At 44.5% G+C, this 14,828-nt stretch carries 18 protein-coding genes; 4 read left to right on the plus strand and 14 right to left on the minus strand.

Annotated features, from left to right (window positions below; translation table 11 throughout):
* Positions 1-18 precede the first annotated feature (18 nt).
* The 11 genes from E8E00_RS14445 to E8E00_RS14495 form a co-directional block, all read right to left on the minus strand.
* Complete coding sequence (locus E8E00_RS14445; protein WP_077675211.1) at positions 19-540, minus strand: GNAT family N-acetyltransferase; 522 nt, start codon at positions 538-540, stop codon at positions 19-21.
* Between the two features lie 170 nt (positions 541-710).
* Positions 711-1,088: a hypothetical protein gene (locus E8E00_RS14450; protein WP_069589419.1), complete on the minus strand. Its 378-nt coding sequence runs from the start codon at positions 1,086-1,088 to the stop codon at positions 711-713.
* 221 nt (positions 1,089-1,309) lie between these two features.
* Positions 1,310-1,726: an N-acetyltransferase gene (locus tag E8E00_RS14455; RefSeq protein ID WP_240531979.1), complete on the minus strand. Its 417-nt coding sequence runs from the start codon at positions 1,724-1,726 to the stop codon at positions 1,310-1,312.
* Positions 1,727-1,975: 249 nt separating this feature from the next.
* Positions 1,976-2,131: a hypothetical protein gene (locus E8E00_RS14460; protein ID WP_205907464.1), complete on the minus strand. Its 156-nt coding sequence runs from the start codon at positions 2,129-2,131 to the stop codon at positions 1,976-1,978.
* 36 nt (positions 2,132-2,167) lie between these two features.
* Positions 2,168-2,671, minus strand: coding sequence for an AAA family ATPase (locus tag E8E00_RS14465; protein WP_096632472.1), 504 nt, complete (start codon positions 2,669-2,671; stop codon positions 2,168-2,170).
* Positions 2,672-2,765: 94 nt separating this feature from the next.
* Positions 2,766-3,227, minus strand: a complete 462-nt coding sequence (locus E8E00_RS14470) for a hypothetical protein (protein WP_096632469.1) — start codon at positions 3,225-3,227, stop codon at positions 2,766-2,768.
* 88 nt (positions 3,228-3,315) lie between these two features.
* Positions 3,316-3,831 carry a GNAT family N-acetyltransferase gene (locus E8E00_RS14475; protein ID WP_096632467.1) on the minus strand — a complete coding sequence of 172 codons (516 nt, stop codon included), beginning with the start codon at positions 3,829-3,831 and terminating at the stop codon, positions 3,316-3,318.
* A 99-nt stretch (positions 3,832-3,930) separates the two neighbouring features.
* Complete coding sequence (locus E8E00_RS14480; RefSeq protein ID WP_096632464.1) at positions 3,931-4,167, minus strand: hypothetical protein; 237 nt, start codon at positions 4,165-4,167, stop codon at positions 3,931-3,933.
* A 129-nt stretch (positions 4,168-4,296) separates the two neighbouring features.
* Positions 4,297-4,848, minus strand: coding sequence for a dihydrofolate reductase family protein (locus tag E8E00_RS14485; RefSeq protein ID WP_096632461.1), 552 nt, complete (start codon positions 4,846-4,848; stop codon positions 4,297-4,299).
* A gap of 236 nt (positions 4,849-5,084) precedes the next feature.
* Positions 5,085-6,248, minus strand: coding sequence for a cytotoxin (locus E8E00_RS14490; RefSeq protein WP_096632458.1), 1,164 nt, complete (start codon positions 6,246-6,248; stop codon positions 5,085-5,087).
* A 699-nt stretch (positions 6,249-6,947) separates the two neighbouring features.
* Complete coding sequence (locus E8E00_RS14495; protein WP_069586512.1) at positions 6,948-7,226, minus strand: hypothetical protein; 279 nt, start codon at positions 7,224-7,226, stop codon at positions 6,948-6,950.
* A 409-nt stretch (positions 7,227-7,635) separates the two neighbouring features.
* On the opposite strand from E8E00_RS14495, the gene E8E00_RS14505 reads away from it, so the two are divergent.
* The gene (locus E8E00_RS14505; RefSeq protein WP_069586513.1) at positions 7,636-7,917 is read left to right on the plus strand and encodes a type II toxin-antitoxin system RelB/DinJ family antitoxin; all 282 of its coding nucleotides are present in this window, start codon (positions 7,636-7,638) and stop codon (positions 7,915-7,917) included.
* Entirely contained in the window at positions 7,917-8,195 is a 279-nt protein-coding gene (locus tag E8E00_RS14510; RefSeq protein ID WP_096632456.1) for a type II toxin-antitoxin system RelE/ParE family toxin, read from the plus strand. Before E8E00_RS14505 ends, E8E00_RS14510 begins: the two co-directional genes overlap by 1 nt.
* 167 nt (positions 8,196-8,362) lie before the next feature.
* Here the strand turns inward: E8E00_RS14510 and E8E00_RS14515 are convergent, their stop codons facing one another.
* On the minus strand, positions 8,363-8,641 hold the full coding sequence (locus E8E00_RS14515; protein ID WP_096632453.1) for a hypothetical protein: 279 nt from the start codon (positions 8,639-8,641) through the stop codon (positions 8,363-8,365).
* A 137-nt stretch (positions 8,642-8,778) separates the two neighbouring features.
* The gene (locus tag E8E00_RS14520; protein ID WP_096632450.1) at positions 8,779-9,300 is read right to left on the minus strand and encodes a hypothetical protein; all 522 of its coding nucleotides are present in this window, start codon (positions 9,298-9,300) and stop codon (positions 8,779-8,781) included.
* A gap of 607 nt (positions 9,301-9,907) precedes the next feature.
* Here E8E00_RS14520 and E8E00_RS14525 point away from each other — a divergent pair.
* The gene (locus tag E8E00_RS14525) at positions 9,908-11,671 is read left to right on the plus strand and encodes a hypothetical protein (RefSeq protein ID WP_096632448.1); all 1,764 of its coding nucleotides are present in this window, start codon (positions 9,908-9,910) and stop codon (positions 11,669-11,671) included.
* A 99-nt stretch (positions 11,672-11,770) separates the two neighbouring features.
* Here E8E00_RS14525 and aqpZ read toward each other — a convergent pair whose 3' ends face one another.
* On the minus strand, positions 11,771-12,463 hold the full coding sequence (gene aqpZ / locus E8E00_RS14530; protein WP_069586652.1) for an aquaporin Z: 693 nt from the start codon (positions 12,461-12,463) through the stop codon (positions 11,771-11,773).
* Positions 12,464-12,681: 218 nt separating this feature from the next.
* Here aqpZ and E8E00_RS14535 point away from each other — a divergent pair, with 218 nt between their 5' ends.
* Complete coding sequence (locus E8E00_RS14535) at positions 12,682-14,685, plus strand: site-specific recombinase (RefSeq protein WP_168174092.1); 2,004 nt, start codon at positions 12,682-12,684, stop codon at positions 14,683-14,685.
* Positions 14,686-14,828 lie beyond the last annotated feature (143 nt).

The raw sequence follows: 14,828 nt of genomic DNA on the forward strand, positions 1-14,828 counted from the left end.
CGACGTCTACCGAAGGCATTAATACATATACCCCAGCCAATCCATATGGCCTGCAGGCCATGATTTGTCTTTCATCGGTTTTACATACAATTCATCGACATATTCGACCGCAACGCCATAATTTGTATGTTCATGGATGCGTAGCCAAGAGGCATCTGACTCGACAAGCTGAAAGCCATTAGCCACATAAAAATCGTGCACCTCAGAGATAAGAATAATGAAATCAACGTCCTTATCTCTGGCATAGTCAGCCAGTTGCGCCAGCATACCCGAGCCAATCCCTTTTCTTTGCCAAGCGCTGTCGATGCAAAAATCACTCACGCCTAATACTTTATATACGTCGCCACCGACATTCACTGCCCTATAATCCAACCCCATATAACCAATCAGTTGATTATCTTGGTATTGTAATGCCCGCATGTGGAGAAGCTGCTTATAGTAAGAACGGGCAACTTGATGGTCAGGAAATGCCTTGTTTCTAAGGGCTTGAATAGCCTCATGCTGCGCGTTCGACACTTCGATTTCTGGGAGAATTTCCATGTTTAAGCTATTGATAATAAATCCATTTATTCAATTATTAACCAAGTCGATATATTAATATGATTCCAATCATGTTGGCTTATAGGTCACGGGGAAATGAGTTTTAGTTCACACAATAAAAATGGCGGCTTCTACGTAACGTAAAAGCCGCCATTTCGTAACAACCTCGATTAGCGCTCGATGATAACCAGATCGATACGGCGTAAATCTTCATCTCCCGGCGTATGTCGGTATCCCATTGCCGACATTACAACCGTTTCCTTCGCTGGTTCAACAGCAAGGCTTTTCTCGCCTTCTTGTGGATCTTTAATGCTCTTGATGTAGAAAACACCGAGACTTTGACCTGAGTTACCACCGATAAGGTCAATATCGAGTTCGCCATGGTGCCCGGTTTTTGCAATGACTTTAAAGGTTCGCTCGTGCCCCTCAGGTATTACTTGGTTATTGATGGAAGCGCCATCTTCTTCTACCCAAGAGTCACGCGTCACTTGGGTGGTGATCGACTGTTGGGTAAAGTTCTTAATAGTTACATTGGCTGGACTTGACATGTTTATCTCCTATAAATCTTTAATCTTCATCGAAATGCCTAGCATTCTGGCAATTGACACGATCAAAGCACTTATAGGCGTATCCCTAACGCCCTATACGCCAACCGCTAAGTACTGGTCATCTCAAGTTAAGACCCAAGAACAACAACAAGCAAGATTTGCCTATAAAAAAATACATTGTCATGACATATCACTTAGGACTGCTGAATAGTCATAAGCTGTTAGGTCACCATCAATCGATACAAATACGCGTCACTCGCCCCATACTGAATCCGTTTGATTCTTTGAAAACCCTGTTTCTCGTAAAACCGCTGCGCGCCGACACTGAACGTGGGAGTTTCTAGTTCGATCACTTCTCCCGGCAGTACGTGTGCCTTAAGAAATTCGAGTACCATCTGACCCATCCCTCGCCCTTGATAATCTGGGGCGATAAACAGCCTTATCAACTGGAGGATGCCGGATTGGTATAAAAAGTAAAACCCGCCCACCCGCTGACTGTTTTGCTTAATCACATAATATTGGTAACAGCTTGCGGCGTATCGTTGATGATCATAGCTATCATAACCAGGCGGTCCCGACCCACAAAGCGCGCGGTCAGACTCAAATGCGCGTATTTGCAACCGTACGAGTTCATGCATGTCACACTCATTTGCCTTTTCGATCAAGCACACGTCATCACTCACTTCTTTCACCATACCAAGCAGCTGTGGTCACGCCTCTTTGCAATCACGAATGGGACTCATGGTTGCTCTATCTGCTTAAAGTTGAAATTCAATAGCTGAGATTTACTGATTGGCGTGCTCGATTCAGCAAAGAAAACGTGTCGCGCTCCCGCCCCTAGTGTCGCTTCGCGGAAAGCACGTACCTCAACATTAGTAATCCCACCTTCAATTTTCTCGATAAATTGAACAATCGCCAGTGGGAATATAGCAAACTTTCGGATCGCTTTTCCCAGTCAACCTGAGTGCATATTGATCTAATTCGCTTTGCTGTTCTCCCATCATCCAACCACCACCGCCTAACGCGACAATATGTTTATCCATGACATGGCCTGATTATTGACTAAAGTTCCCTATGCCTTAAAAAGTATCAAGGAAAGACGTGACATCTTCCCTTTGCGTAAAATGAAATTTTACACCATCAAATTTTTCGAAAAGTTGGCGATGATAGCTATGTGAGCTCTTTGATTGTCTAAAATAATACTCGGAGGCCCATTGGATTAACGCTTGAAAGTTGTTTTTCGCTAACTCAGCATGCGTTTCTTCGCTAACATTTTGACCTCTTAAACGTAACGATTCTTCGCATTTGGTCCAGTCTATATCAATAAAAATCAATGTATCAGCAAACTCAAGTAACTCTTCAACGAGCGCACCAAAAACACCTTCGACAACCCAAGCATCCTCTGATGATAATTGTTTTAAATCGTCATCAATAACTTTTGTTGGCCGTTTCTTGCTATATCCACCTGGCTCCCAATAAAAAGTGTCTAGGTTAACGTCTCTAGCACCAATCTTGGCTGACAGCCGAGCTGATAGCCAACTCTTCCCAGCCCCTGAGTTACCTATTATGACAACTCTTTTCATGCACGGTTACCCATTTAATTCTTGGCCACCAAAAAAGGAAAACGACAAATACCTCTCGATGTAATCCATCTTAAAATATTTGTCGTCATTGCTATTACGCCCTTGGGTCCGGGATGGTTTTAAAGGTAGCGTCGAAAACCTTGTTGTCACCTTCAGAGAGTTTTAACTGATAACTAAGTGATTTTTCATAAAACTCTATAGCTTGGGCTCGTTCTCCTGTGATCAATAGTGAATGACTTAATACCGCATTCGTGAATGCTTGAATCCAACTCGCGCCTTGTCCGTCAAAGTAGGAAAATGCCGTTTTCGCAAATTGAATACACAGAGGAGAATCATTGATACAAAGTGCTCTTGCTATTGCTAAATTGGCAAGTTCAATATTCTCTTGGGTTCCTACTTCTGACCAATGATACAGAGAGGAAAATGCAACCGTCAAAAGCTTTTTCTTCTCTTCTTGGCTCAGGTCTGACTCCGATAACGACCAAAATTCATTGTTGCTTTCAATTGCGAAGTCTCGGTTAAATCGAGAGACTTCTTCACTATTTGGCTTTGCCATAAACATCCTTATTCATATAAATGATATAATTATAATCCACCCAACACTTAGAAATAGGTAGAAACAATATACACTCCATAGTTATTAATCACACTTCAGAAGCATATACACAAACTTCTCTTTCCTGTCCTTGTATACGATACGACTCCCTACCTATGTATGTGATACCCAATTTTTTAATCACAGACCTTGAGCGCGAATTTCCAACTAGATGTGTCACTTTTAAGCGCTTCAATCCATAGTGTTTTTTAGCAGATTCTATTAAACAACGTGATGCTTCTGTGGCATAACCTTTTCCCCAGTAAGGTATACCCAACCAATAACCAAGCCGGCCAGTACCCTCCTCCAATTTTGGAAAGCTCACCGCCCCAATGAGTTCCAAGGTGGTTTTTAACGTGATGGCATAAACCACACCTTGACCACTTAAAAACAACGATTCGTGGGTTCGTATCCAACTTTCGGCATCAGAAATACTATATGGATGGGGGATATTTGCGGTCATTTCCGATACTTTCTTTTCCCCAACCAGTTCGGCGACACGTTCCGCATCATTGAGAGAAAACGGCCTCAATATTAACCTGTCACTTTCAAAAATTTTTTGCACTATACCTCCTTAAAAAATTAAGCGAGCATTATAAAAGGTCAAACCGCATGATTTCTTAATGAAATTTAATTGTCCAAATAGATTTAAACCTAAATGTTACTATTGAAATTCGTCACCCTGATTTTTTAAGGTTTTATGCCCGCACCTTGTACAAACTTCATATCGATCGATTAAGTCCAACGATGCACCAACAGGACTGGCAACACCACCAAAGAAACCGTCGAGAAAAGCCTTAAACTGTTCTTTTTTACTTTTCCCATATTTAGAAGGCTTTTGCTTTATGATTTCTTTATGCTCAGTTTCTTGTCCACATTTCTCACAAAATTTAGTGCTCACTTGATACCTCTTACCAACTGATCGTTTAGAGTTGGAACGCCATATAGCGGAATAACCAATATTGTTCAGATTTATATTACTTTACTAATCGGTAGGCAACACGTCATGATCGACCCTTACCTGCACTTGTTAAGCATTTGACAAGCATCGATACGTGGACTTCACTATTCCGGACTCAAGAACCGCACTGCTCTCTAACTTGAGCCTGAATTCGGGCCCCTTTTCAGGGAAGAGTCGTTTTCCAGAACCGAGAACAACCGGCACGGTCGCGACGGTTATGCGGTCGACCAGACCTTCACGCAAGAACCCGTGAATTGTCACGCCCCCGTCAACATAGATTCGAGCGAAGCCCTTGCTTTCTAGGTCTCGAAGCAGTTCCGCGGGTTGAGCCGAACAAACCCGAATATTAGCACCCTCAATCTGTGGAACCTCGGTGAGAGTATCGCTGAGCACAACGATCGGCAGCTCTCCATATGGCCAAGGATTAAATCGCTTTACCGCGTTGAACGTCTTCCGGCCCATCACTAGACAGTCGACACTCTCGAGTAACTTTACGAAATCAGCCATGCTCTTTTCTGCTTCGTCAGGGCCTGCAATGTCAAGCCAATCGATTGAACCGTCCGAACGCGCAATATATCCGTCGAGACTCGCTGCGATATAGACAATAACTTCCGAACTCATTTCTATCCCTTTCTAGTTGGCATAACGAATAACATGGATTACTCCTCTTGAAGACCAGCCACTCCTATAGGCCGCCTTTAATACCGAAGGTAGCCATGTCGACCCAATTCTTTGATGGCTTTAGTCCCGCCAAGTACTGCTTGGCGAGACTCCTATTAAAAACTATGAGGCTCAAGGCCTTTCCGTGCTCTGTTTAGTTAATCGCGTCTATCTAAACGTTGCTCTGTTGCGCTGATTTAGCGTTTGATAACAATAGTGCCCGTTTCAACGACACGAGACTCCTTCGACGCCATGACCTTCGCCGTGTGCTTTTCGGATGAGAAAAGTGATTTCGCTGATGTCATCGGTTGACTGATAGACGGAGCATGCTCTTGTTTTTGATAATGAATTTCCCAATTTCGAGTGTCAGTGTTGTAGCGCATGAAGGCAAAGCCGGTAATATTTTTAATCATGGTGTCGCCTTGCTGGTAAAAGCCGTAGTCACGAAAACTCATGTACTTGATTAAGTTATTACCGTGTTCTTGCACATCATTGTATTGCTTATCTTCTTTACCACCTTCCACATGGTAGACTCTAATGCGGTCATCATCCCAGTCATCAACCACAAAAGAACACCCGCTAAAATTTGGCGTGAAAACATACAAATGGTCTCGATGAGGATCGGGATGCTTGGGTATATCGAGGTACTTACCTTGCGCTACCCAGTAGGCCATCTGTGATGTATTTTTATCGGGCTGTTCACCTGCGAATGTATCGATGACTTGAATCGTACCGACTGTTCCATGTGCGTATTGATACTGCATACCAGTAAAAACAAGTTCACCACTCTCTCTTACTTCCTTTTGAGTCACCGCGCTAAGTGATGAGACCTGTAGGGCGACAACTTCAGCGCTAACAGGCTGATTCGCGAAACTGGCCCCAAGTAGATCCGAGGGTAAAGCACGTTTTCCTACCGCATCGTTCATTCCCATTCTGGATGCTGGCATCGGTGACAAAATTGCACCAGGAAACTCCCGCTCTTCACCGACATAAATACGGTTATTTTGTTCTTTCGCTTTACGGTCAGCGGCTATCTTATTTCTGTGCGCAGCGTATCGAGGTTCATTGGCTTGGGTTTTTTGCCAGTTTTCTTCCTGCTCCTGAAATCGTTCTCTACGCTGTCTTTCAACTTTTTCTCTTGAAGTTTCTTTTGGCGCGGCGGGTTCGCTACTCGCTTTATTGACCGGCATTGATGCGCCTGTTGGCGCAAAATTTCTTGTAGTGGCGCGATCTAATGCAGCCTTTGACGCAGCGGATTGCCTTGCCATTTCACAACTCGCACAAGGACACGTTAATGGGTCAGGATGCATGACGGGACATCGGTGAGGTTTAGAGGAGTCAAAAACATCGGATAAGTTCATATCGCAATCCACTCGCGTTCTCTGAATATGCGCATCGTTTCATAATGAGGGAAACGGGTGCGTAACATGCAGTAGTTATGTTAATGAGTAACCCTCCTATTTTTAAACAACGTTAAACGTAGAGGGTTTGGCACTACGCTCCAATATCATTGGAGAGTCATGCCGCCTAGTACCATTAGGTCATCATTTTTCTATATTTACCGCCACCAGTTTCATATCTATCCGTGACGCATCCATACCACCCTAACGAGTATAAGGTTAGCAGCAGGACGCTGACCCCAGCATCGAAAAAACCTAGCTCTTGGTAACACGTTTTTCATAACATAGTCTTCTGCATGTGACGAGAAAAATCGCTATGTGATCTCCACTATTTTTAGTGTGAATATATCGTCCTATCGATTCACCGCCGCAAGACTGAAATAAACCGCCATATTGATGTTCGCAATAGAATGGTTGTTTGGGATTTGATAAGCCGAGACAGTGTGATTTAACTCGCTCCTGAGTTGGAACGGGAAGTAATGTCTAATGGCCCTGTCACGGCAAGCAGCGGTGAGTCGCAGTAACAGACCTTCTATATGTGTTTGCCATAATCAATGACTTAATGGCGGAAATAACAGAACCTTTGTTGTTTGAGAACATTGGCTGCTCGCGCAGCCAAAAAATGCTATTGCCTATTGACCGGAGAAGGGCTCATAGGTGTTAGGCGACATTTCTACGTTTAACTTCTTTCTTATACGAAGATTCATTGTATAGCCAAATAACCCAAAATGCGAAAAACATCCCGATCGTGTAAATTGAGTAATTAAGAGCATTATCCGATAAGAAAATCGTAATGCTTGCCGCATCAGAAGATGGATAAAGGAAAATAACATTAAAAATCATGTACAAAATGGCTGTGACGAAAGTCGTTCTGAAAAGCCAATTTAAACACCCTTTCTTTCGCGATTTTTTCCAATTATCAAATGCTTTACCATTCATTAATCCACTCCTTTCTATTAACTGAAGCTAGATTCACGCCAAGATACTATCAATACTCTATCGTTTATCTCATGTCGCCTAACGAATGACATGGATTCCCCCTCTTGACGATCTGCCACACTTAGGTGCGGCCTTTAATACCGGAGGTAACCATGTCTACTCAATTCTTTTGTGGCGTTGATCTCGCCAAGCACCACTTTTCTCTTCACGCGAAGGATGACCACGTAGAAATCATTTTCCATAACTCGTTCTCACGCTCCTGAGTGGGAACGGGAAGTAATGTCTAATGGCCCCGTCACAGGATTGCAAGGCAGCGGTGAGTCGCAGTAACAGACCTTCTATATGTGTTAGTTGCCCATCTCAAGTCCGAGTGCTAACATTTGTACACACAACAGCAAAGGAACACATAATGGACACTAGAATTCAATTTCGTGTTGATGAAGAAACAAAACGCCTAGCACAACAAATGGCTGAGAGCCAAGGGCGCACACTGAGTGATGCTTGCCGTGAACTTACTGAGCAACTTGCTGAACAACAGAGAAAAACATTATCTCACGATGCGTGGTTAACAGAACAAGTAAACCTAGCGTTTGAGAAGTTTGACTCAGGAAAATCCGTTTTCGTTGAGCACCAAGCTGCTCAATCTCGAATGGAAGAGCGTAAAGCCAGAATCCGTAATCGAGGCAAGTAATGATTTTATGGGAAGAAGCGTCACTTAACGATCGTGAAAAGATCTTTGAGTTTCTCTATGACTTCAACCCTGAGGTGGCAGAAAAAACTGACAGCCTCATTGAAGCAAAAGTAGAAAACTTGCTTGAACAACCTTCAATGGGCGTACAACGAGATGGCATCCGCGGACGATTACTCATTATTCCTGAGATTTCGATGATTGTCTCTTACTCGGTCGAGGGCGATATCATCCAAGTCATGCGTGTACTGCACCAGAAACAAAAATTCCCTACGGATTGATTGCTCGCTCTGGGGAACTAACGCTAAGCTAAATTGCAGTTGAATCCGCAATGACTTAATGGCGGAAATAACAGAACGAAGTATACCATTTTGTTGTTCGAGATCATTGGCTGCTGCGCAGCCAAAAAAATGCTATTGCCTATTGACCGGAGAAGGGCTCATAGGTGTTAGGCGACATTTCTACGTTTAACTTCTTTCTTATACGAAGATTCATTGTATAGCCAAATAACCCAAAATGCGAAAAACATCCCGATCGTGTAAATTGAGTAATTAAGAGCATTTTCCGATAAGAAAATCATAATGCTTGCCGCATCAGAAGATGGATAAAGGAAAATAACATTAAAAATCATGTACAAAATGGCTGTGACGAAAGTCGTTCTGAAAAGCCAATTTAAACACCCTTTCTTTCGCGATTTTTGCCAATTATCAAATGCTTTACCATTCATTAATCCACTCCTTTCTATTAACTGGAGCTAGATTCACGCCAAGATACTATCAATACTCTATCGTTTATCTCATGTCGCCTAGCGTCTAAATCAGACGCGCACTTTTTGCGTCGTCTGCATTTCCTTGTTATAGCGATTTATTCAAATAGACCTTCAAGTTTATTTAATTCACACTTCAAATTCTCAATATAAACGTCTTTAGATTTAAAAATATTTATTATTTGCAAAGATTGATCAGCTATCTGTTTAGTATCATGATGATTAAATTCAGTAGTTTCAAGATAATGCTTATGTTCATCAAGCATTATCTTTAGACCTCTAACATTTCTAACCCATTTTTCTTCTGATTCACCAGAAAGAACGTCGAGATAAAATGATATATCACTTAGCTTATTTAATGACAATTTAAGGTCTGAATAAGCTTTATCACCTTGTCGTCTAATGTCTTGATTATGACTTTTGTAAAATGCATGCCAAAAATAAAATTCATTATCGAATTTACTGAGTAACGCTTTAGCTTCCCAAATATACGCTAATTGCTTCCCATTTTTTAATTGTTTTGACCAAACTTTAATACCATAAATAGCGACAATCACACCGAAAATTGTTCCAACGCCGGAAAGAAAGGAACCTAAATCACCTAAGTCAGAAAGAGTCATACTAAAAAATTTTCCTAAGTGTACTGCATTATTAGTGGGAGGTGCTATAACATTGTATTAGCACACATGCTCGATTTCTCAAAATCGTTATACGCAGCTTTTATTACCTAAATCACTGTTATAAACAGCATTTATCGCTTGTGGGTTTTGTCTATTTTGTGAGAAAGTGTGCATGCCGCCTATCTCTGGTTACGCGTTCACACTATCTCCGCGCCTACTCGCCTAATTTATTGATTATGCTTACTTTCTGTTTTCGTATTCTGGGATAGTATGAATGAGCGCCGACAAAGCGTGCACTCAATTGGCGTGCTTCCACCGATAAGCTGGTTATCCATCTAGTATTTCCCACGCTACCGCCGATCAGTTTTCGGTACCTAACACACCTTTTCCGTCAGCATTGTCAGGCTAGATTATCAAAGCCATGCTGATTTTTTCGTGCTTAATTGTCCAAAATGTTAGCGATGGCAGGTTTTGTATGGGGGCGTGGCTGAAATGGCTTTGCCTACAAAAATAATAGGATCAGGGGGTTATCGCAGTAATTTTATGAAACCAATTTAATATATGGCGGGTATTGGTCTATTTACCCACACAACACGGAGACGTTGTAATGCGACATCACGCCATATACAAGCAGGGATGGCGATCCCTTTTCACACTTTTATCCACCACCTTCGCGCTATCGGCAACAAGCGCTGAAGGCACTCAAGATACCATTCATGATCCTTGGCTTAAAAAGGTTGTCGCGTTAACAGGAAACCACAAGCCCGGCGATCCGGATCCTACTAGCTATGGCATGGACCCCAAAACGGGTCAGTTTATTCATCCTCAGCGGACCTACCATACCTACTCACCCAAGCCTTTTGACGGTTTACTCGATTATTGGGATGACAAAACGTATAGCAAAAATATGACTGTCGAGGCCTATTACCCCATCACGGTTGAGCCCTTCCACACGTGGCAAAATATTGTCGATTTTGATGGCAGGCGGTATCTGTATCAGTATGTGCGACGCGATCTAAAGATCTTTGATATTACAAACCCAAAAGATCTGAAGTTGTTGTATACCCGCGGTAAGCAATGGGGGCCAAATGGGCCTCAAGGGGAAGAAGTGAACCCCTATCCCACTGGTGATATGTTTGGCGCGGCCAGCATACAGTGGAGCGAGGCTCGGCAGAATTATGTGATGGTGCAGGCCTTTGAGATCCGTCGCTTCGGGCTGTTGAAAGATAAATTTACCCAGCCGGAAAAAGTCGCACAAATCCGTCATGCCAAGCATTTAAAAGGATTTAAGGTGTATGACATGCATGGCCCACTTCCTGACCAATGGACATTAATCGCAGAGCGAAGCACCGATATTAACCACCCAGACGCTAAGGTAGGTGAACAACAAGGGTCGGGCGTTCGCGATATTCCCACTTGGTTTGGGGGGAAGACCATGATTGTTGCGGCCGCCCCCGATGCCAGTTATGTATTAACCGAATATGGCAATGATTTATATTCTGCGGGTTATCAATCGTGGGATATGTCTGATCCGGCCAATCCAGTATTTATGGATCAATTGGCAGTGCCGGGACAAATTCTTAGCGATCCCGCACATCAAAAAGCATATCTCGACAACCCACGGGCAGGAAATCGTACCTCTTGGATGGGCGCACGTATGTCGCTGTTCATTCCTACACCGGTCGAAGAAGGTGGGAGGTATGGCTATGCCGCGATGGGTGGGCTCGGTTTCTATGTGGTGGATATTTCCAATCCAGCGCAGATGCAAGTGGTCAGTCACCTCGAGTTTGAGCCTAGTGTCGCGGGGACGGAGGGCGACTATATCGATGTATCACAAGTCGAACAAACAGGCCTCGTCTACTTTAGCGGTTATCCGCTTAATGAGGAGTGTTTTGAACCCTATAAAGACGTGCATATTATTGATGTGTCGGATCCCGCTCAACCGAAAAAAGTCGGCGTTTTACCACGCCCAGTTCCGCCAAAAGAGGCTGCTTTTACGGATTTTTGTCAACGTCGCGGCAGCTTCGGGCCAAAACGTACCGGTGCTTACACCCAGCCCGGTATCGGTCGCCAAGGTATTCTTCCCTATAATTTTTATAACGCTGGCCTGCAGGTGTTCGATGTTCGAGACCCACAACAACCTGCGATTGCGGCTTACTTCGTGCCCCCGTTCAAGGAAGATGACGTTGCCAGTTATGCGATGGGGAATTTGTCACACAGTGTCTATGTGGAATATGACCGTAACTTATTTTGGCTATTCACTAATCATGGGATCTACGTGCTCTCTTCGCCGGTATTAGGCCAGCCATCCTTTGCACCGCCTAAGCAAGCCTGGCCACCTCGTCCTGCCAGTGTGCGAGAGTCCCAATAAATGCTTGTCACATAAAGGAATAAGATGTCGCCGGTTCGCCGGCGACATCTTTTCAGTCGTAAGGCCTCGTTTGGCCCGCCGTCGAGCGTCGGACCAAACTCATGATTCTTTTTCGTTACCGATAAAGCGGTATACGAAAGCGCCCAATATCGCGCCAGCGATGGGGGCAACCCAGAATAACCACAATTGTGCAGTGGCCCAATCACCCACGTAAAGCGCTACCCCTGTACTACGGGCCGGGTTCACCGAGGTGTTAGTCACGGGAATACTAATAAGGTGGATCAACGTCAAACACAGCCCAATGGCAATCGGTGCAAAACCTTGAGGGGCGCGTTGGTCGGTGGCACCGAGGATCACCACCAAAAACATCATGGTCATCACCACTTCCGAGATCAGCGCCGAGGTTAAGCGATACTGGCCCGGTGAATGCGCACCATAACCATTCGCGGCGAATCCATTCGAGACATCAAATCCGGCTTGTCCACTGGCAATCAGGTACAACACGCCACCCGCCGCTAACCCCCCTAAAACTTGGGCAATAATGTAAGGGAGCAGTTGATTGGCGGGAAAACGCCCTCCCGCCCATAGGCCGATGGACACCGCTGGATTCAGGTGACAGCCGGAAATATGTCCAATGGCAAACGCCATCGTTAAGACGGTAAGACCAAAGGCAAGCGATACGCCGAGTAATCCAATCCCCAACTCTGGAAAGGCTGCTGCTAATACTGCACTACCACACCCACCCAAAACTAACCAAAATGTGCCAAAAAACTCTGCACCATACTTATTCATCCGTGTCTCCTTTTTTTGACTCGCATGACTAATAATGTGATGAGCATAGGCACACATTGTGTCTAAGGTATCAATAAGTAGACAGCATTATGTCGCGATGGCTAAAAATAAAGGACGTGATTGGATTGTGCCATACTACCAATGAGCGCTTTTGCTTCCCCCTGCTTCTCGCTCTTGTAGACTACGCGCGCGTTTATTATCGACTGATAAGAAAATCTATGCCTGCAATAACACCGGCTTTTAAAGTGATAGACGGTTTTTCTCTGTGTGAAACAGACACAGAGCGTCTTAATGTGTTTTTTACTTATCTTCGTGAAGGTGAGCCCGAACTCGCAGAATTGCGCCTTGAGCAGCTTGTCCTTGCCCTTGCCAACTCCCCCTCTCAGGCATCGTTGTTTGCAAACAGTATTTGCAATGAAGCCAAAACCATTAAGCTGTCTCCGGCTTTTGTCCAATTGGGCATATTTTCTAAAAATGGGTTGGTAACGGAAATCTTTCGCCGTCTTTACAACAAGATCAATCCACCACCCAAACGCTGCAACGATATCAACGATTTATTAAGCTATTTCGTTGGAGGCGAAGATAAAGCTTGGGTGAATGCTATCTCGTCTAAATGCTGGTTTAAGCTCTACCGCTTGCTGGTGAAAAGCGCATCGCCTGAAGCCATTCGCACCACCGGCGAATACATTAAAAGTGAGCTTTGTTATTCGCTAGAAATGTTAGCGATTTGGATTGCGGCGGAAGAGCTCGATCCTGAGCTACTGCGGATCGATCGCCGTTTGAACGAAGTGGACTCGCCGTTTATTGCCCTGCAGCGAGAAACCAGTCAATTGGTGGCGACCATCAAAGAAGGCAAGATTGATTCGGTGGATACCGCGCACTTCTGGGTAATGATTGAACAGTGCCAGCTTCAAGTAAAACGGATCCGCACCCGAGGGATCAGCCAGTTTGGCTTCTCAACACACGCGTCACACATGCTTGAGCGTTTAGATCAAACCCTCAACCGCATGGTGCTCTTATTTCAAATCCTTGATTTTCGTCACCCCCATCAAAAAGCGCGCTGTGTCCTGAATTTGTGGCAACAATTGCTCACCTCAGTCACGGAGCGCAACAGCGTGCGTGCCATCTACCGCAAAAGCACACGCACCTTCTCGCAAAGCGTGACGCAAAACAAAAGTAATCATGGTGAGCACTATATTGCCAAAACGAAAAAGGATTATCTCAATATCCTGAAAGGGGCGTGCGGCGCGGGCGTGATTATAGCCCTGCTTGCGTGGGTAAAGATCTACATTGATACGCTGCAATTGTCGCCGTTTAAAAGCGCCTTTCTGGTTAGTTTAAATTACGGTGTCGGTTTTATGCTGGTGCATGTGCTGCATTTTACGATTGCGACCAAGCAACCAGCCATGACAGCGGCGAATTTTGCTGCCCATGTTGAGAAGAATAAGCAAGGGCGAACCCGAAGTAAAAAGCTCGCCCGCTTGTTGATCGACGTTAATCGCTCCCAGTGGTTCGCCGTGTGGGGCAATATTGTCGCAGCCATTAGCTGTAGTGTGCTGGTCAGTTGGGCATTTATGCACTTTTTCAGCGATGCGTTGTTGTCACCCGAGCAAATTGACTATCAAAAACAGTCTATTATGCCTTTCAGTGGTATGGCATGGCTTTACGCCGCGATTGCTGGTGTGTGGCTGTTTCTATCTGGGATCATTACGGGCATTCTCGATAATCGCGCCGACTACATTGAACTGAAAGATCGCCTTGTCGCCCATCCACTCATGCGCATTGTGCCTGAGTCACGCCGTGAGAAGGTCGCCTTTTATATTCACGATAATTACGGCGCTTTGGGCGGCAACCTGATCTTTGGCTTTTTGCTCGGCATGACCAGTTATGTGGGTTACTTAATCGATGTTCCCTTGGATATTCGCCATGTCGCCTTCTCTTCCGCCAATATTGGTTACGCGCATGTGAGCGATTTTCACGGTGTGTTGGCTTTTCTTTCTAGCCTGTTCTTTGTGCTGATGATTGGGTTTATCAACCTGTGGGTGAGCTTCGGATTGGCCTTATTTGTGGCGCTTCGCTCGCGCAGTTGTGAGCTCGACATCAAGTCCGTACGCACCGCTGTATTTAACCAAGTTAAGCAACATCCTGCTTGTTTGTTTTGGCCACAAAACACCGCACCGATGGCTAAAAACCCTCCATCCAACCACAGACGGACACCTTAATTATCTTGCTGTGATGCAGGCTATTTATCGGCCTGCATCACAGCCTTCATGTGCTACGTGCAAACAATTACACCCAAGCTTTCTATACACTCGCAACAACGATCAAATGACCAGATAAATATACAGATAATGCCAATATTACC

Source organism: Salinivibrio sp. YCSC6, from assembly GCF_004916735.1.
Classification (GTDB): domain Bacteria; phylum Pseudomonadota; class Gammaproteobacteria; order Enterobacterales; family Vibrionaceae; genus Salinivibrio; species Salinivibrio proteolyticus.